This is a genomic window from Enterobacter sp. UPMP2052 (genome assembly GCF_053709675.1).
In genome coordinates this window covers 1,244,638-1,261,910 of sequence record NZ_JBSKJR010000001.1, presented here as the reverse complement: position 1 = coordinate 1,261,910, position 17,273 = coordinate 1,244,638, and the positions used below count along the sequence as shown (strand labels likewise).

Genomic DNA, 17,273 nt, shown 5'->3' with positions numbered 1-17,273 from the left:
GGATGCCATGAAACGATTACTACTGATTTTACTGGCGCTGGGAATGAACGTGCAGGCCGCGACGCTGACCTTAAACGAGGCACGCAACCAGGGCCGGGTGGGGGAAACCCTGAGCGGCTACCTGGCGCCGGTTAAGCAGGATCCAGACACGCTGGCGCTGGTGAAAAGCATAAATGCCGCACGTACCGAGAGCTACCAAAAGCTGGCCGACAGCAACAACCTGCCGGTGGATGAAGTGGCGAAAATGGCCGGGCAAAAGCTGGTGGCCCGTGCGCAGCCGGGCGAGTACGTGAAGGGGATCAACGGCAAGTGGCTGAAAAAAGAGTGAACTGAAAAAATCTAGCGGCAGCGTTTACGGTACTCGCCGGGCGAGACGCCGAAACGCTGCTTAAAGGCGGTAGAAAAATGGCTGTGATCGGCAAAACCCCAGCTGTAGCCAATGCCCGCCAGCTTCTCGTCGTCGCCGGCTGAACGCAGCATCTGTGCGCAAAGATCGAGTCGACGGTTTTTAATGTACTGCGCCACCACCAGCCCTTTCTCGGCGAACATACGGTACAAACTGCGCACCGACATCCCACTCTCTGTGGCGATCCACTCCGGGCGCAGCGCGTCTGACTGGATATGGTCGTCTATCAGGGAAAGCACGTTCTGGAACTGACGTTCCTTGCGCGGCTGCACCGCGTCGCGTTGCTGAAATGCCGGGCGCAGCAGGCAAACCATCGCTTCCAGCGCCGCTTCGCTCTCGACCTCACTCAGCCCGGTATTGCCCATACTCTCCTGAAGCAGACGATGGCTCAACTGCACGGTCGGCAGGCTGCGGGAAAGCGTGAGCGCGCAGCTCACTTCCTGAAAGCGGCACTGCTGTTCAATGATCTGACGCGGCACGAGCAGAGAAATCTGGCGGGATTTGTCCTGCCAGTAAATCGAGCAAGGGCGCGAGGCGTCCAGCAGGGTGATATCGCCCGTTTTAAGACGTGAGCGCCGCCCGTCCTGTTCAATCTCCGCGCTGCCGTCGAGCTGAAACACGGTATAGAACCACGCATCGTTGCCGTGGGCAATTTCCCGACGGGTGCGGAACAGATTAACCCCGGCTGCGGTGACGGTGCTTAACTTCAGGCTGCGGGCATAGCTGGTTTCCAGTTCACCGATAAACTCTCCCTCTAAAGGACGCGCATCAAACCGGCCGCACGCCTGGTTAATTTGCGCCAGCCATTGCTGATACTTTTCCTGTTCGCTCGCACACGCCATGGTTTCTCTCGCCGCACCGTCAATGTTTTCGCATTGTTGCATTTGTGTTGCATTTTGTCTGGCCTTCGAGGCTGACTATAGGAAAGAACGCTCATGCGGAACAGCGATATAAGCGGTAATTATCACGTTTTGCGGAGCCTGTCACAGGTGGCAAAGCGAATGTCACACAGACAAAAGCGGGATGGCAAAACCCCTCTTAGACTGCATTAACATCCTGAGAAGAATAACCAAGGAGTACCCGATGTCTGAATCACAGGTAGCCGTTCTGCCGTGCGTACAAGAGTTTCTCGACCGTCACCATGGCCTGTGGATCGAAGGGCGCGAAGTGGCGTCTGACGGCGAAAAACGCCTGAACGTCTATAACCCGGCGACGGGCGAGGTGATAGCCTCAACGGCGGATGCCAGCGTGGACGATGTGGATCGCGCGGTGATGTCTGGCTGGCGCGCTTTTGTTTCGCGCAGCTGGGCGGGAAAACTGCCCGCCGAACGCGAGCGCATTCTGCTGCACTTTGCCGACCTGGTCGAGCAGCACGGCGAGGAGCTGGCGCAGCTTGAAACGCTGGAGCAGGGGAAATCCATCAACATTTCCCGCGCCTTTGAGGTTGGCTGCACCCTGAACTGGATGCGTTACACCGCCGGGCTGACGACCAAAATTGCGGGCAAAACGCTCGATCTCTCTATTCCGCTGCCGCAGGGGGCGCGTTATCAGGCGTGGACCCGTAAAAAACCGGTCGGGGTGGTGGCGGGGATCGTACCCTGGAACTTCCCGCTGATGATCGGCATGTGGAAAGTGATGCCCGCCCTGGCGGCTGGCTGCTCGATCGTTATCAAACCCTCAGAGACGACGCCGCTGACCCTGCTGCGCGTGGCGGAACTGGCGAGTGAGGCGGGTATTCCGGATGGCGTGTTCAACGTCATCACCGGCAGCGGAGCCACCTGCGGTGCAGCCCTGACGTCGCATCCGCGCATAGCCAAGGTGAGTTTTACCGGCTCTACGGCGACGGGGAAACAGATTGCGCGTACGGCTGCAGAGACGCTGACGGGCGTCACGCTGGAACTGGGCGGTAAAAACCCGGCTATCGTCCTGAAAGATGCCGATCCGGCATGGGTCATTGAAGGGCTGATGACCGGCAGCTTCCTTAATCAGGGGCAGGTCTGTGCGGCAAGCTCGCGCATCTATATCGAAGCGCCGCTGTTTGACACGCTGGTGAGCGGGTTTGAGCAGGCGGTGAAATCCCTCAGCATCGGTCCGGGCATGTCGCCGCAGGCGTTTATTAACCCGCTGGTCTCCCGCGCCCACTGCGATAAGGTCCAGACCTTCCTTGATGAAGCCGCCTCCCGAAAGGCCGAGCTTATCAGCGGCAGCCGCGGCCCGGACGGGAAGGGATACTATGTTTCACCGACGCTGGTGGTTAACCCGGACGCGTCGCTGCGACTCACCCGTGAAGAGGTTTTCGGCCCGGTGGTCAACCTGGTGCGGGTCGCGGATGGCGAAGAGGCGTTACGGCTGGCTAACGACACCGAATATGGCCTGACGGCCAGCGTCTGGACGCAAAACATCAGCAAGGCGCTGGAATACACCGACAGGCTGCAGGCCGGCACCGTCTGGGTAAACAGTCATACCCTGATCGATGCCAACCTGCCGTTCGGCGGCATGAAACAGTCTGGCACCGGGCGTGACTTTGGCCCGGACTGGCTGGACGGCTGGTGCGAAACGAAGTCGGTGTGCGTGCGGTATTAAAAAACAAGCCGGGGTGCGGGTTTTGTAGGCCGGGTAAGCGCAGCGCCACCCGGCTTCATTTAAAGCGACATTTAAAGCGACCAACGATCCCGCCCGGCCTCCTTCGCCCGGTACAGCGCGGCGTCAGCGCGGGCGAGAAGCTCCGTTCCGGCCAGCCCTTCGGCCATCTCTGCGATCCCCATGCTCACGGTAACGTATTCGCTGGCGTTTGAGGCGCTATGCGGGATTGCGGCGGCACGCAGTTTCTCCTGAATGCGCAGGGCAACCTGCTCAGCCCCCCGTAGCGGGCAATCGAAAAGGATCACCACGAACTCTTCGCCGCCGTAGCGGGACACCACGTCATTCGGCGTGCGCACCGACTGCTTCAACACCTGGGCTACGGAGGTTAAACAGGCATCCCCCGCCTGATGGCCGTAGGTGTCGTTGTAACGCTTGAAAAAATCGACATCAAGCATGATCAGCGAGAAGGCCTTTTTGCGTTCGGTCGCATCCTCCAGCAAGGTCTCCATCGCCCGGCGATTCGCGGTCTGGGTTAACGCATCAAGATGTGCGAGCGCGTCCAGACGCAGGATCAGGCGCTGATTCTGCTGGTTCCGCCGCCAGGCCTCTTCAAACCAGCGGTGCAGAATAACCCGCCCGCAGACGAGGATGAGCGTAAACACCCCCCAGATAACGGCAAAGCGCAGGTTAATCCCGTGGTTGAGCGCAACACTGGCCACCGGCAGCGCAATCCACAGCGGCAGGAGAAATGCCAGCAGCCCTGACGGGTAAAAATAGAGCGCCGTCATGCCCGCGAGCATCAGGATCACATAGACAGGCCAGGCATGAGGGAGTTGGGCAACCGCGATGAGCCAGTAGCTGCACAACGACCACAGCAGGCTGCAGATAAACAGCACGATGCCGATACCGGCAATATGCCGCCAGGCCATCACCACCAGCGTGGCCGAAAGTAAAATGATGCCCAGCATCGCGGTGTCGACCATCGTAGCAAGCGATCTGGACGCGCCCAGCAGCGTATCCATGTTGCCCACGATAGTGTTACGCAGCAGAAGCATGACCGCCAGGCTCAGGTTCACAAAGGCCAGCCACGGGAGATTCATTGCCAGACCGTGGCGCACCATCGATTTGTGGGTGGGCCATGTCGCGAGTTCAGGCGTCGTATTGCGTCTTTTTTCCATGAAGGTGGGATCCCGTCCGGGGGGGCGTGCATGCCAGAGGTTTATCTTTAACTATAAGCAGCCTCGATTATTCATCAAATCAATGAGCATAAAAAACCGGGCGTTGCGCCCGGCGTGATGGTTATTGCTGTTGCTCTTTTTTCTTACCCAGCGTCGGCGTTTCGTCGAAGAAGTTCCACGGTTTGAGCAGGGTATGTACCCATTCTGTCGGCATGATCGGCCACTCCTCCGCGCGGGCAACGTGGGTGGTGCCGGTGGTCATCCAGACCACGTCATCCTGGTCGTTCACCGACTCGTTATCCTTGCTGTACTGCCCCAGGCCGGTATCGTGGGTTGAACGGTTCGGGAATTTGCCTTCCGGGTACATCTCGTTGGGATGGTAACGCGTTACCCACAGCTGCTTATCCATAAAGCTCAGACGGTGGTAAATCCACTCGTCCTGGGCAAACTTCGCGCCGGTGGCAACCGGGTGCGTGCCGCCCGCGTACGGGATAATCTGATACGAGACCGGGTTGCCCATGCGGTTCTCTTTCGTTGTGTTACTCAGCAGACGAATGGTGCCCGGGTCGAATTTTTGCGCGGCCTGCAGTTCACTGTCGATATCGTACTGATTGACCTGCATGGTGCTGGTGCGGGGACCGCCTGCGGTATTCGGCTTCACTTCCGGATCCATCGCCACCAGCTTGTTATTGGTCCCGTCCACGTCCAAATCCAGACGGAAGTTATAGATGTGCTGATGCGTGGTCCCAACGATGTTGTGGTCGATCAGCGTTCCGTATCGGGTGTCATCTTTGGCGGTGGCGTCATGCATGGTTTTCGCCTGCACGCCTTTAACCGCCTCGATCCCCGTCGCGCCTGCATCAATGCCGATGGTGCCGTTTTCGTGGAATACCCAGTCGAAGATGTAGTCGTAATTCCCCACGGTGCTTACCCAGCGCACCACCAGTTCGCGACGCTCGGCGCTGACGTTCGGCTGGCCCATCTCCTGATGCTTATACTCCGGCCCGGCATAGCGTTCAAAAATGGCGATAGCGCGCGGGATATCCATCGGTGCGCCGGTATAGTCGGGGATTGTCTCGTTCAGCAGTACGGCGTTAGAGGGCACGTCTTTGCCGCGCACCAGCGGTGAGGTCAGGGTGCCCATACCGTAGTCCCCGGAATCAAGATAGGCTTTGAAGTACCAGCCCACATCCGGGTCGCCGTACGGAACAATCATCCCGCCCAGCGATCCCTGGTACATCACCTGACGTTTTTTACCGTTATCGTTGTACGTAACGGTAGAGAGCATCGGCCCGACGCGCGAATCCAGGCTCAGGTGGAAATCCCAGTTCTGCCAGTGGACCATATCGCCGGTAATGGTGTAGTTCTTCCCCTCTGGCTCGATGATCTCCAGCGGTTTTTTGGCTGTTTCAATGCGGTCGCGGCCATCATACGGGCGGGGCGTGAGCGGTACGGGGACCACCGGGCCTTCCTCAATTTTCTGGATTTTCTTCTGTTCGAGATCGACCACCGCGACCAGGTTTTCAATAGGGTGCGCCCAGTAGTTGCCATCGCCCACATCAAGGTAGCTCACCACTTTCAGCAGGCGGTCCTCTTGTTTCAGGCCATCTTTCCCGTCGAAATAGCCCACGGTCAGCGGGGTGGTGATCACCTTCTTCGTGTCGGTGATACCGCGTTTTTTCAGCACCGCAGCAAACTCTGCGCTGTCGTTAATAATCTGCTGCACGGTAGCAAAGTCGTCCAGCAGGACCATGCCGTGGGCGTCTTTGATGGTTTCCCAGCGCAGGATCTTCTTATCCTTCAGGTCCACCAGGCTTTCGATGATCTGTTTCCCGTCCAGCAGGGTGAGGTTCGCCTGACGGGGAGCGTCCACCGCCGTGCCGTTGAGCACAAAGTCCCAGACTTTGGCTTTCTCCGGCTCGGCCAGCGCAATCTGGGTGAAACGGGTATTGGGTTTGAAGTCGGCAGAGGCTTTCACAATCTCAACAGCCTGTTTGATCTCCTCCGCTGTCAGCGCATTGAGGGGATGAGGGCGCTTTTCTACCTGGAACGTCTGATCAAGGCCTGACTGAAACACATCGTTGATAAAGGTCTCCGGGATAAACGCCTGGTTATTCTTCATTACGACCGGTACCTGCAGCGTCAGCGGCTTGCCGTTAACAATGGCGGTTTTCGCGCCCGGCTTAACCTTCACAAACGCACCGTCTTTCGAGAGGGTGAACATTTGGGCGTAATCATCCCACTGCACATCCGCGCCAAAGTCTTTCAGCGTTTTTTCCATCGGCACCATGTGCGCCTCGCTGCCGTGAGCGAAAACAGGGGATTGCCACGCGCAACACAGCGCAATGGCCATCGCCAGCGCCGTTCTACGGGCAGAAAAAGTAGCATTGCTTACCATCGTAGACCTCATCTTGTTGTGTTTATTGTGTTGTGTCAGCCTTATCCTGACAGCAGCCTGAGAAAAGCGTTTGCCTGCATCTGCCAGGTTATTTGTCAGGTTTGCCAGGTTAAAAAAAGAGCGGGGTGACGTCACACCCCGGCAGGCCGTCGTTGGCCGGGTAAACGTCGCGTTACCCGGCAGGAAAGACGGTGGAGGAAAGGGATCAGACGTCGCCGTGCTGGCGGGCGACCAGCGTCAGAATGGAGTAAAGGGCCACGGCCTGCTGGTGCTGGTTGTAGATTTCCACTGACCACTCCACCACGCCGGTCGGTTTTTCATCGGGGGTGCGCTGTTTCTTCAGCGTTTTGCGCTTACAGGTCAGACGCACCTGAATGGTGTCGCCCGGCTTCACCGGCTCGATAAAGCGCAGGTTCTCCATGCCGTAGTTGGCGATGACCGGGCCGACGCCCGCATCAACAAACAGCCCGGCGGCAGCGGAGATCAGGAAGTAGCCATGCACCACGCGCTCACCAAAGATGGACTCGGCAGCGCCGATTTTGTCCATGTGCGCGTAGAAGTGATCCCCGCTCAGACAGGCAAAATTCACGATGTCGGTTTCCGTCAACGTACGGCGCGGCGTCAGCAGGCTGTCGCCAGGCTGAAGCTCCTCGAAGTATTTGCGGAACGGATGCACGCGGTCTTCCTGCACCTCTGCGCCGCGCACCCACTGTTTACCGATGGCCGCCAGCATGGAAGGGCTGCCCTGGATCGCAGTGCGCTGGAGGTAATGCTTCACGGCGCGCAGGCCGCCAAGCTCTTCGCCGCCGCCCGCACGACCCGGACCGCCGTGCACCAGCTGCGGCAGCGGTGAACCGTGCCCGGTTGACTCTTTTGACGACGCCTCGTTGAGGATCTGAATGCGTCCGTGGGCGCGCGCCGCGCCGGCAATGAACTGCCGCGCGGTGGCGGGTTCTGCCGTGACCAGCGTGCCCGCCAGGCTTCCGCCGCCCGCTCGGGCAAGCGCCATTGCGTGGTCGGCATGGCGATAAGGCATCAGCGTGGCGACAGGGCCAAAGGCTTCAATGGCATGGACCGCCGGGGTTTCATCCGGCTGCGGGCAGAAGAGCAGGGTCGGCGGGAAGAATGCTCCGGCGGCGTTCAGGTCGGCTTTTCCGCCAAGGCGAATCTGGCAGCCCGCGGCCACCAGGCGATCCACGTTGGCCTGCACGTCGGCACGCTGATCGCTGTTGACCAGCGCGCCCATTTTTACCCCTTCCTGCGCCGGGTCGCCCATCACCACCTTTTCCAGCCGCGCAATCAGCGCCTGGCTGACGGCCTCCGTCTGGCGCTGAGGAACCAGTATTCGGCGGATGGCGGTACATTTCTGCCCGGCTTTGGCGGTCATCTCACGCACCACTTCGCGAATAAACAACGCAAACTCCGGCTGCTCCGGCGTGACGTCTTCACCCAGCACGCAGCAGTTCAGCGAGTCTGCTTCCATGGTGAACGGAATCGAGTTCGCCACAATATTAGGATGAAGGCGCAGGCTTTGCCCTGTTGAGGCCGAGCCGGTGAACGTCACCACGTCCTGACTGTCCAGGTGGCTCAGCAGATCGCCTGCGCCGCCGCAAATCACGCTGATTGCACCGTCCGGCACCAGGCCGCTGTCGACGATCGCTTTCACCATCGCCTGCGTCACCTGCGCGGTGGCGGTGGCGGGCTTAATGATGGCGGGCATGCCGGCAAGCCAGGTGGGGGCCAGTTTTTCCAGCATACCCCAGCACGGGAAGTTAAAGGCGTTGATATGCACCGCCACGCCGGCTTTTGACGTTAAGACGTGGCGGGCGGCAAATCCGCCCTCTTTAGAGAGCGGGATCAGCTCGTCTTCCGGCCACAGCGTATCGTCCGGCAGCTCGCGGCTGCCGAGGCCTGCATAGGTAAACAGAGTGCCGATCCCGCCCTCAATATCCACCCAACCATCGGCACGGGTCGCGCCGGTCTGGGCGGACAACGTATAAAACTGCTCTTTCTGGCTCAGGAGGTGCTTCGCCACCGCCTTCAGCATGGCGGCGCGTTCAATAAAGGTCATCGCGCGAAGTGCTTCGCCCCCGCGCTCGATGGCGTAGCGGCGCGCGGCCGCCATATCCAGCCCTTCGCTGGTGACTTCCCATAAGGCTTCACCGCTGATGGCGTGATGAATCGTGCGCTCACGGCCCCGGCCAGACTGCCAGATGCCGGACAAGAAGCTGGCTAACTGCTGCATCGCTTATCTCCAAGTGTTTCGTAATTTCACTATAGATAGTTTGATCATGAATCATAAAAATCAAGCTGAGTTTTAAAGAATTGTTAACATTGTGATCTGGCAGGAGGAGAGGGGACGCTTTAAACGCCCGCTGACAGGCCTTGTGTGAAAAGCCTTGCGAGCCACGTCACAAAATAAACAAACACATCTTGGGGTTATATTTAACCTTTGTGTAACTTTTATGAAACGAAGTGATTCATCATTTTGCCTGTTTAAATAAATTTACGAATCATAAGGTGATGACGTGACGCAAGAACAACGCTTTGAGCAGCGCATAGCGCAGGAGACAGCCATCGAGCCACAGGACTGGATGCCTGACGCCTACCGCAAAACGCTGATCCGCCAGATTGGTCAGCACGCGCACTCCGAAATCGTCGGCATGCTGCCGGAGGGGAACTGGATCACCCGCGCGCCGACGTTGCGCCGCAAAGCCATTCTGCTGGCGAAGGTGCAGGACGAAGCCGGGCACGGGCTGTACCTCTACAGCGCGGCGGAAACGCTGGGCTGTGCGCGGGAGGACATCTACCAGAAGATGCTCGACGGCAAGATGAAATACTCCTCGATCTTCAACTACCCCACCCTGAGCTGGGCCGACATCGGCGTAATTGGCTGGCTGGTGGACGGCGCGGCCATCGTCAACCAGGTGGCGCTCTGCCGTACCTCTTACGGGCCGTATGCCCGGGCGATGGTGAAAATCTGTAAAGAAGAGAGCTTCCACCAGCGTCAGGGCTTTGAAGCCTGCATGGCGCTGGCACAGGGCAGCGAATCGCAGCGCCAGATGTTGCAGGACGCCATTAACCGCTTCTGGTGGCCTGCGCTGATGATGTTCGGGCCAAACGATGATAACTCCCCAAACAGCGCCCGCAGCCTGGCCTGGAAAATCAAACGTTTCGGCAACGATGAACTGCGCCAGCGTTTTGTGGATAACACCGTCCCGCAGGTGGAGATGCTGGGCATGACGGTGCCGGACGCCGATCTGCATTTCGATGAACAGAGCGGCCACTACCGCTTTGGCGAGATCGACTGGCAGGAATTTGACGAGGTGATTAACGGGCGCGGGATCTGTAACCACGAGCGTCTGGCCGCAAAACGTAAAGCCTGGGACGACGGCGCCTGGGTGCGCGAAGCCGCCCTGGCGCACGCAGAAAAACAACACGCGCGCAGCGCAGCGTAAGAGGAAACATCATGAGCAATGTCTACTGGCCGCTGTACGAAGTGTTCGTACGCAGCAAACAAGGATTATCCCATCGTCACGTGGGCAGCCTGCATGCCGCTGATGATCGTATGGCGCTGGAAAACGCCCGCGACGCCTATACCCGCCGCAGCGAAGGTTGCTCCATCTGGGTGGTGAAGGCCAGCGAAATTATTGCCTCTCAGCCCGAAGAGAGCGGTGAATTTTTCGATCCGGCCGAGAGCAAGGTCTATCGCCATCCGACGTTTTACACCATCCCTGATGGCATCGAGCATATGTGAGGTTGGGGATGAATAACGTATCTGCATACGCCCTGCGTTTGGGCGACAACGGTCTTGTGCTGTCCCAGCGTCTCGGTGCCTGGTGCGGTCACGCGCCGGAGCTGGAAATTGACCTCGCGCTGGCGAATATCGGCCTCGACCTGCTGGGTCAGGCGCGCAACTTTCTGACCTACGCCGCCGAGCGGGAAGGCCAGGGCGATGAAGATTCGCTGGCGTTTGGTCGCGATGAACGCCAGTTTTGCAATCTCCTGCTGGTGGAGCAGCCGAACGGCAGCTTCGCTGACACCCTTGTCCGCCAGTACCTGATGGACGCGTGGAACGTGGCGCTGTACGAACGCCTGATCCACAGCAGCGACGCCCGGCTGGCCGCCATTGCCGCTAAAGCGATTAAAGAGGTGCGCTATCACCTGCGCTTTAGCCGCGGCTGGCTGGTGCGTCTCGGCGACGGCACGGCGCTCTCCTCGCAAAAAATGCAGCAGGCGGTGAACAGCCTGTGGCGCTTTACGGCGGAGCTGTTCGACGCCGACGACGTTGAGCTGGCGCTGATCGCCTCCGGCGTGGCGGTTGATCCGCGCACCCTGCGCGAGCCGTGGGAACGTGAAGTGTTCGCGGGTTTACAGGAAGCCACCCTGAGCGTCCCCGATGAAGCGGCGTACCGCACGGGGGGCAAACGTGGCCTGCATACCGAACATCTGGGGCCGATGCTGGCGGAGATGCAGTATCTCCAGCGCGTCTACCCCGGTCAGCAGTGGTAAAGGAGAGCGCTATGCAACGCCTCGTCGACATCGCACCGGCACAAATCCCGCAAATCTGGGCGCTGTTAAGCCAGATCCCGGACCCGGAAGTTCCGGTGCTCACCATCACCGATTTAGGCATGGTGCGCAGCGTCAAGGCGCAGGGCGAGGGCTGGGTCATTGGTTTTACGCCGACCTATTCGGGCTGCCCGGCAACGGAACACCTGCTGGGGGCGATCCGTGAAGCGATGACCGCGAGCGGCTTTACCCCGGTGCATATCGTGCTCCAGCTTGAACCTGCGTGGACGACCGACTGGATGACGGCGGATGCCCGTGAACGCCTGCGGGAATATGGCATTAGCCCACCCGTCGGCCACAGCTGCCACGCCCATGCGCCTGCTGAGGTGAGCTGCCCGCGCTGTGCGAGCACCAACACCTCGCTTATCAGTGAATTTGGATCCACGGCCTGCAAAGCGCTCTACCGCTGCAATACCTGCCGTGAGCCTTTCGATTATTTCAAATGTATTTGAGGCTGCCATGACAACGTTTCACTCCTTAACAGTGGCAAAAGTAGAACCTGAAACCCGCGACGCGGTCACCATCACCTTTGCGGTGCCGGACGCGTTGCAGGACGCGTATCGCTTTCGTCCCGGCCAGCATCTGACGCTGAAGGCAACCCTTGGCGGCGATGAACTGCGCCGCTGCTACTCGATTTGCCGACATGCCGCGCCGGGTGAAATCAGCGTGGCGGTAAAAGCCATAGAGGGCGGGCGCTTCTCCCGCTATGCCCGCGACGAAATCAAGCAGGGTATGGCGCTGGAGGTGATGGTGCCCCAGGGGCAATTTGGCTACCAGCCGCAGGCCGAACGTCAGGGGCACTATCTGGCGATTGCCGCCGGGTCGGGCATTACCCCAATGCTGGCGATTATCTCCGCCACCCTTGTCACCGAACCCAATAGCCACTTCACCCTGATTTACGGCAACCGCAGCAGCCAGACCATGATGTTCCGCAGCGCCCTGGCAGACCTGAAGGACAAATATCCGCAGCGGCTGCAGCTGGTGTCCATCTTTAGCCAGGAGACGCTCGACAGCGATCTGCTGCACGGGCGCATCGACGGCGAAAAGCTGCAGGCGCTGGCAAAAACCCTGATCAACTTCCGCCAGTACGACGAAGCCTTTATCTGCGGCCCGTCGTCAATGATGGATGATGCCGAAGCGGCCCTGAAAGCTCTGGGGATGCCGGAGCAATCCATCCACCTTGAACGCTTTAATACGCCGGGCTCCGCGATCAAACGTACCCTGAGCGTGCAGACGGAAGGCCAGAAAGTCACCGTTCGTCAGGACGGACGCGACCGCGAGATAACCCTGACGGCGGACGATGAGAGCATTCTCGATGCCGCGCTGCGCCAGGGGGCAGATTTGCCCTACGCCTGCAAGGGCGGCGTCTGTGCCACCTGTAAATGCAAGGTGCTGCGCGGAAAAGTGGACATGGCAACTAACTACAGCCTGGAGCCGGACGAACTGGCGGCAGGCTACGTACTGAGCTGTCAGGCGCTGCCGTTAACCGCCGACGTGGTGGTCGATTTTGATGCGAAGGGGATGGCATGAGCGAACTGATTGTCACCCGTCATGGCCGCGTGCTCCAGCTGACGCTGAACCGCCCGGCGGCGCGTAATGCGCTGAATAACGCCCTGTTAAGGCAAATCGCCGACGCGCTGGAAAGCGCTGCGGTTGATGGCGATATCTCCGCCTGCGTGATCGCCGGCAACGAACGCTGCTTCGCCGCCGGGGCAGATCTCAACGAAATGGCGGAAAACGATCTCTCCGCCACCCTGAACGACATCCGTCCGCAGCTGTGGGCGCGGATTAACGCCTTCAATAAACCGCTGATTGCCGCCGTAAACGGCTTTGCGCTGGGGGCGGGATGTGAACTCGCGCTGCTCTGCGACGTGGTGATCGCCGGGGATAACGCCCGTTTCGGGCTGCCGGAGATCACCCTCGGCATCATGCCGGGCGCGGGCGGTACCCAGCGCCTTATTCGCTGTGTCGGCAAATCCCTCGCCAGCAAAATGGTGCTGACCGGCGAAAGCCTCTCTGCAGAGCAGGCGCAGCGCGCCGGGCTGGTCAGCGATGTGTTCCCGGCCTCGCTGACGCTGGAGTATGCCCTGAAACAGGCAGCACTGATGGCGCGCCACGCGCCGTTGGCCCTGCAGGCAGCGAAGCAGGCGCTGCGTCAGTCTTACGAAGTGCCGCTGCAGGCCGGACTGGCGCAGGAGCGGCAGCTGTTCACGCTGCTCTCAGCCACCGAGGACCGCCGCGAGGGCATCGACGCCTTCCTACAAAAACGCACACCCGACTTCAAAGGACGTTAATTGTGGAATGTATTCTGAGTCAGATTGAGCAAGGCGTGATGACCATTACGCTGAACCGTCCGGAGCGGTTGAACAGCTTTAACGACGTGATGCACCGGCAACTTTCCGACTGCCTGAAGCAGGCCGAGCGTGACGAGTCTATCCGCTGCCTGCTGATCACCGGGGCAGGACGCGGCTTCTGCGCGGGACAGGACCTGAATGACCGTAACGTGGACCCTAACGGCCCGGTGCCGGATCTCGGGATGTCGGTGGAAACCTTCTATAACCCGCTGGTTCGCCGTCTGGCGAAACTGCCGAAGCCGGTAATTTGCGCGGTCAACGGCGTGGCGGCCGGGGCGGGCGCTACGCTGGCACTCGGTTGCGACATGGTGATCGCCGCGCGCTCGGCCAATTTTGTGATGGCGTTTAGTAAGCTCGGTTTAGTGCCCGACTGCGGCGGCACCTGGCTGCTGCCGCGTATCGCCGGACGTGCCCGGGCGATGGGGCTGGCGCTGCTCGGTGACAAACTCAGCGCCGAACAGGCGCTGGCGTGGGGAATGATCTGGCAGGTGGTCGACGATGAACAACTCTCCGCCACGGCGCAGCAGCTTGCGCTGCACTTTGCCTCGCAGCCGACCTTTGGCCTGGGGCTGATCAAGCAGGCAATTAACGCCGCCGAAACCAACACCCTCGATGCCCAGCTCGATCTGGAGCGGGATTACCAGCGCCTGGCCGGGCGCAGCAATGATTACCGCGAAGGCGTCAGCGCGTTTCTGGCGAAGCGCACGCCAAACTTTACGGGGAAATAAGATGGTGACGACGCTTCACACCGTCGCTGTGATTGGCAGCGGCACCATGGGCGCGGGAATTGCTGAAGTGGCGGCGAGCCATGGTCATCAGGTCCTGATTTACGATATCAACGCCGAGGCCATATCACGCGCTATCGACGGTATTCACCAGCGCCTGATGTCGCGGGTAGCGCGCGGGAAGGTGTCCGCAGACGCCTGCGACAACATTCTGGCACGGCTGACCCCCGTCACCGACATTAACGCGCTTGCCGTGGCGGATCTGGTGATTGAGGCCGCGTCCGAACGGCTGGAGGTGAAAAAGGCGCTGTTTGCGACGCTGGCGGACATTTGCCCCCCGCAAACGTTACTGACCAGCAATACGTCGTCCATTTCCGTCACCGCCATTGCGGCGGAGATCGCGCATCCCGAGCGTGTGGCAGGGCTGCACTTCTTCAACCCCGCGCCGGTGATGAAGCTGGTGGAGGTGGTGAGCGGCCTGGCGACCTCGACGGAAGTGGCTGACGCCCTGTGCGAGCTGGCGCTGAACTGGGGAAAACAGCCGGTGCGCTGCCAGTCGACGCCGGGCTTTATCGTCAACCGCGTGGCGCGACCCTTCTACTCCGAAGCCTGGCGCGCGCTGGAAGAGCAGGTCGCTGCGCCAGAGGTGATTGACGCTGCGCTGCGCGAAGGCGGCGGCTTCCCGATGGGGCCGCTGGAGCTGACTGACATGATCGGTCAGGACGTTAACTTCGCGGTTACCTGCTCGGTGTTCAACGCCTTCTGGCAGGAGCGCCGTTTTCTGCCGTCGCTGGTGCAGCAGGAGCTGGTGCTGGCCGGGCGTCTCGGCAAAAAAAGCGGGAAGGGCGTATATGACTGGCAGGGCGATAAACCACACGTGCCGTGGCTTGTGCCGGTGAGCGACAGCTACAGCCCGATGAGCGTGCAGCGAAAAAGTGACGGTGTCACGCAAATTGATGAGGTCCTGCTGATTGAAACCCGGGGCGAAACCGCGCAGTCGCTGGCGGTACGCCATAACGGCCCGGTCGTCGTGGTGGACCGTATCGAACGGGATGTGGCGGTTATCGCCGTCGCCGCCAGCAATCCGCACTCTGCCACGCAAAAAGCGATCTTTTATCTACAACAGCAGGGCCATCGGGTCGTGCAAATTGCCGATTATCCCGGGCTGCTGGTCTGGCGTACGGTGGCGATGATTGCCAACGAGGCGCTGGATGCCCTGCAAAAGGGCGTCGCCAGCGAGAAAGATATCGATACCGCCATGCGGCTTGGCGTCAATTACCCGAGCGGCCCAATCGCCTGGGGGGAACGCCTTGGCTGGCAGCGTCTGCTGGCGCTGCTGGAAAACCTGCAACGACATTACGGCGAGGAACGCTATCGCCCCTGTTCCCTGCTGCGCCAGCGTGCGCTTCTGGAGAGTAGCTATGAGTCATAACGCCTGGCACAACGCCCGCACTATGTATGAACAGGACGCCTGCGCGCAGGCGCTGGGGATCGACATTATCGAGATGGACGAGGGTTACGCGAAAGTCACCATGACCATCACCCCGCAGATGCTGAACGGGCATAAAACCTGTCACGGCGGACAGTTGTTCTCCCTGGCCGACACCGCGTTTGCCTACGCCTGCAATAGCCAGGGGCTGGCAGCGGTGGCCTCCGGCTGCGCAATCGACTTTCTGCGTCCGGGGTTTGCCGGAGACAGGCTGACCGCCACCGCGCGGGTAAAGCATCAGGGCAAACTGACCGGCGTATACGACATTGAAATTCAGAATCAACAACAGAAAACCGTCGCTCTCTTTCGCGGGAAATCTCACCGCATTGGCGGCAGTGTCACAGGAGAAGCCTGATGCGCGAAGCATTTATTTGTGATGGTGTTCGTACGCCAATTGGCCGCTACGGCGGGGCGTTATCCGGCGTTCGCGCTGACGATCTGGGTGCCGTGCCGCTGCGTGCGCTGCTGGCTCGCTACCCGCAGCTGGACGCGGAGCGTATTGATGACGTGATTTTCGGCTGCGCCAACCAGGCGGGGGAAGATAACCGCAACGTGGCGCGCATGGCGGCGCTGCTGGCGGGCCTGCCGCAGAGGGTATCCGGCACCACCATCAACCGCCTGTGCGGCTCAGGGCTGGACGCGATTGGCTTTGCGGCGTGGGCCATTAAAGCCGGTGATGGCGATCTGCTGCTGGCCGGCGGCGTGGAGTCCATGTCGCGTGCGCCGTTTGTGATGGGCAAGGCGACCTCCGCCTTTCAGCGCCAGGCAGAAATGTTCGATACCACGATTGGCTGGCGGTTTGTGAACCCGCTCATGCATCAGCAATTTGGTACTGACAGCATGCCGGAAACGGCAGAGAATGTAGCTGAATTGTTAAATATCAGCCGTGCCGATCAGGACGCCTTTGCACTGCGCAGCCAGCAGCGTACCGCGCGGGCCCAGGAAAATGGTGTTCTGGCGCAGGAGATTGTGCCGGTCACGGTTGCCGGTAAAAAGGGCGCGGTGACAGACGTTTCGGTCGACGAGCATCCGCGGGCAGACACCACCGCAGAACAGCTTGCGGCTCTGAAAACCCCGTTTCGCAAAAACGGCGTGGTCACGGCGGGGAATGCCTCCGGCGTGAACGACGGGGCGGCGGCGCTGATTATCGCCAGCGAACCTATGGCGCTTGCCCAGGGGCTGGTGCCGCGTACGCGAATCGTGGCGATGGCGAGCGCAGGCGTTGAGCCGCGTCTGATGGGGCTGGGTCCGGTACCCGCCACGCGTAAAGTGCTGGAGCGCGCCGGTCTCAGTATTACCGATATGGACGTGATCGAGCTTAACGAAGCCTTTGCATCGCAGGCGCTGGGCGTATTGCGCCAGCTCGGTTTGCCGGACGATGCCGCGCACGTCAACCCGAACGGCGGGGCGATTGCCTTAGGCCATCCGCTGGGCATGAGCGGCGCGCGACTGGCGCTGGCAGCCAGCAATGAATTACACCGACGCGGCGGGCGCTATGCCCTGTGCACGATGTGTATCGGTGTGGGTCAGGGCATTGCCATGATCCTTGAGCGTGTTTGAGCAATCACACT

The 17,273-nt window shown here is 60.2% G+C and carries 16 protein-coding genes; 12 read left to right on the top strand and 4 right to left on the bottom strand.

Features of this window, described 5'->3' with window-relative positions:
• Positions 1-7 precede the first annotated feature (7 nt).
• The gene (locus ACWKX3_RS05760) at positions 8-328 is read left to right on the top strand and encodes a YdbL family protein (protein ID WP_101737780.1); all 321 of its coding nucleotides are present in this window, start codon (positions 8-10) and stop codon (positions 326-328) included.
• 11 nt (positions 329-339) lie between these two features.
• Here ACWKX3_RS05760 and feaR read toward each other — a convergent pair whose 3' ends face one another.
• Positions 340-1,248 (bottom strand): transcriptional regulator FeaR, encoded by a 909-nt coding sequence (gene feaR, locus ACWKX3_RS05755; protein WP_042320537.1) that lies wholly within the window; start codon positions 1,246-1,248, stop codon positions 340-342.
• A gap of 241 nt (positions 1,249-1,489) precedes the next feature.
• Between feaR and ACWKX3_RS05750 the strand changes: the two genes are divergently transcribed.
• Positions 1,490-2,989 (top strand): aldehyde dehydrogenase family protein, encoded by a 1,500-nt coding sequence (locus ACWKX3_RS05750; protein ID WP_454541436.1) that lies wholly within the window; start codon positions 1,490-1,492, stop codon positions 2,987-2,989.
• Positions 2,990-3,060: 71 nt separating this feature from the next.
• Here the strand turns inward: ACWKX3_RS05750 and ACWKX3_RS05745 are convergent, their stop codons facing one another.
• From ACWKX3_RS05745 to paaZ, 3 genes are all read right to left on the bottom strand, one after another.
• A complete protein-coding gene (locus ACWKX3_RS05745; RefSeq protein WP_454541435.1) occupies positions 3,061-4,167 on the bottom strand; it encodes a membrane-associated sensor domain-containing protein in 1,107 nt (368 codons plus the stop codon).
• A 121-nt stretch (positions 4,168-4,288) separates the two neighbouring features.
• On the bottom strand, positions 4,289-6,565 hold the full coding sequence (gene tynA / locus ACWKX3_RS05740; protein WP_454541434.1) for a primary-amine oxidase: 2,277 nt from the start codon (positions 6,563-6,565) through the stop codon (positions 4,289-4,291).
• A gap of 205 nt (positions 6,566-6,770) precedes the next feature.
• Positions 6,771-8,810, bottom strand: a complete 2,040-nt coding sequence (gene paaZ, locus ACWKX3_RS05735; RefSeq protein WP_454541433.1) for a phenylacetic acid degradation bifunctional protein PaaZ — start codon at positions 8,808-8,810, stop codon at positions 6,771-6,773.
• Between the two features lie 283 nt (positions 8,811-9,093).
• On the opposite strand from paaZ, the gene paaA reads away from it, so the two are divergent.
• Genes paaA through pcaF form a run of 10 tightly spaced genes read left to right on the top strand, consistent with a single transcriptional unit; the run spans position 9,094 to position 17,262 of the window.
• Entirely contained in the window at positions 9,094-10,023 is a 930-nt protein-coding gene (paaA, locus tag ACWKX3_RS05730) for a 1,2-phenylacetyl-CoA epoxidase subunit PaaA (protein WP_006175063.1), read from the top strand.
• 11 nt (positions 10,024-10,034) lie between these two features.
• A complete protein-coding gene (gene paaB, locus ACWKX3_RS05725) occupies positions 10,035-10,322 on the top strand; it encodes a 1,2-phenylacetyl-CoA epoxidase subunit PaaB (RefSeq protein ID WP_006175064.1) in 288 nt (95 codons plus the stop codon).
• An 8-nt stretch (positions 10,323-10,330) separates the two neighbouring features.
• Positions 10,331-11,077: a 1,2-phenylacetyl-CoA epoxidase subunit PaaC gene (gene paaC, locus ACWKX3_RS05720; protein WP_153681589.1), complete on the top strand. Its 747-nt coding sequence runs from the start codon at positions 10,331-10,333 to the stop codon at positions 11,075-11,077.
• An 11-nt stretch (positions 11,078-11,088) separates the two neighbouring features.
• Positions 11,089-11,586, top strand: a complete 498-nt coding sequence (paaD, locus tag ACWKX3_RS05715; RefSeq protein WP_088207343.1) for a 1,2-phenylacetyl-CoA epoxidase subunit PaaD — start codon at positions 11,089-11,091, stop codon at positions 11,584-11,586.
• Positions 11,587-11,593: 7 nt separating this feature from the next.
• Positions 11,594-12,664, top strand: coding sequence for a 1,2-phenylacetyl-CoA epoxidase subunit PaaE (gene paaE / locus ACWKX3_RS05710; RefSeq protein WP_202562108.1), 1,071 nt, complete (start codon positions 11,594-11,596; stop codon positions 12,662-12,664).
• Positions 12,661-13,428: a 2,3-dehydroadipyl-CoA hydratase PaaF gene (gene paaF / locus ACWKX3_RS05705; protein ID WP_006175068.1), complete on the top strand. Its 768-nt coding sequence runs from the start codon at positions 12,661-12,663 to the stop codon at positions 13,426-13,428. The genes paaE and paaF overlap by 4 nt, the downstream gene beginning before the upstream one ends.
• Complete coding sequence (paaG, locus tag ACWKX3_RS05700; RefSeq protein ID WP_454541686.1) at positions 13,428-14,216, top strand: 2-(1,2-epoxy-1,2-dihydrophenyl)acetyl-CoA isomerase PaaG; 789 nt, start codon at positions 13,428-13,430, stop codon at positions 14,214-14,216. The genes paaF and paaG overlap by 1 nt, the downstream gene beginning before the upstream one ends.
• A gap of 1 nt (position 14,217) precedes the next feature.
• Entirely contained in the window at positions 14,218-15,645 is a 1,428-nt protein-coding gene (gene paaH / locus ACWKX3_RS05695) for a 3-hydroxyacyl-CoA dehydrogenase PaaH (protein ID WP_454541432.1), read from the top strand.
• On the top strand, positions 15,635-16,057 hold the full coding sequence (paaI, locus tag ACWKX3_RS05690; RefSeq protein WP_006175071.1) for a hydroxyphenylacetyl-CoA thioesterase PaaI: 423 nt from the start codon (positions 15,635-15,637) through the stop codon (positions 16,055-16,057). Before paaH ends, paaI begins: the two co-directional genes overlap by 11 nt.
• Positions 16,057-17,262 carry a 3-oxoadipyl-CoA thiolase gene (gene pcaF / locus ACWKX3_RS05685; RefSeq protein ID WP_454541431.1) on the top strand — a complete coding sequence of 402 codons (1,206 nt, stop codon included), beginning with the start codon at positions 16,057-16,059 and terminating at the stop codon, positions 17,260-17,262. Before paaI ends, pcaF begins: the two co-directional genes overlap by 1 nt.
• Positions 17,263-17,273 lie beyond the last annotated feature (11 nt).

Coding starts and splice junctions, on each gene's coding strand:
- paaB (WP_006175064.1), top strand. CDS start 10,035: ATGAGCAATGTCTACTGGCCGCTGTACGAAGTGTTCGTACGCAGCAAA.
- ACWKX3_RS05745 (WP_454541435.1), bottom strand. CDS start 4,167: ATGGAAAAAAGACGCAATACGACGCCTGAACTCGCGACATGGCCCACC.
- paaH (WP_454541432.1), top strand. CDS start 14,218: ATGGTGACGACGCTTCACACCGTCGCTGTGATTGGCAGCGGCACCATG.
- paaE (WP_202562108.1), top strand. CDS start 11,594: ATGACAACGTTTCACTCCTTAACAGTGGCAAAAGTAGAACCTGAAACC.
- paaF (WP_006175068.1), top strand. CDS start 12,661: ATGAGCGAACTGATTGTCACCCGTCATGGCCGCGTGCTCCAGCTGACG.
- pcaF (WP_454541431.1), top strand. CDS start 16,057: ATGCGCGAAGCATTTATTTGTGATGGTGTTCGTACGCCAATTGGCCGC.
- paaD (WP_088207343.1), top strand. CDS start 11,089: ATGCAACGCCTCGTCGACATCGCACCGGCACAAATCCCGCAAATCTGG.
- ACWKX3_RS05760 (WP_101737780.1), top strand. CDS start 8: ATGAAACGATTACTACTGATTTTACTGGCGCTGGGAATGAACGTGCAG.
- paaI (WP_006175071.1), top strand. CDS start 15,635: ATGAGTCATAACGCCTGGCACAACGCCCGCACTATGTATGAACAGGAC.
- tynA (WP_454541434.1), bottom strand. CDS start 6,565: ATGGTAAGCAATGCTACTTTTTCTGCCCGTAGAACGGCGCTGGCGATG.
- paaZ (WP_454541433.1), bottom strand. CDS start 8,810: ATGCAGCAGTTAGCCAGCTTCTTGTCCGGCATCTGGCAGTCTGGCCGG.
- paaC (WP_153681589.1), top strand. CDS start 10,331: ATGAATAACGTATCTGCATACGCCCTGCGTTTGGGCGACAACGGTCTT.
- ACWKX3_RS05750 (WP_454541436.1), top strand. CDS start 1,490: ATGTCTGAATCACAGGTAGCCGTTCTGCCGTGCGTACAAGAGTTTCTC.
- feaR (WP_042320537.1), bottom strand. CDS start 1,248: ATGGCGTGTGCGAGCGAACAGGAAAAGTATCAGCAATGGCTGGCGCAA.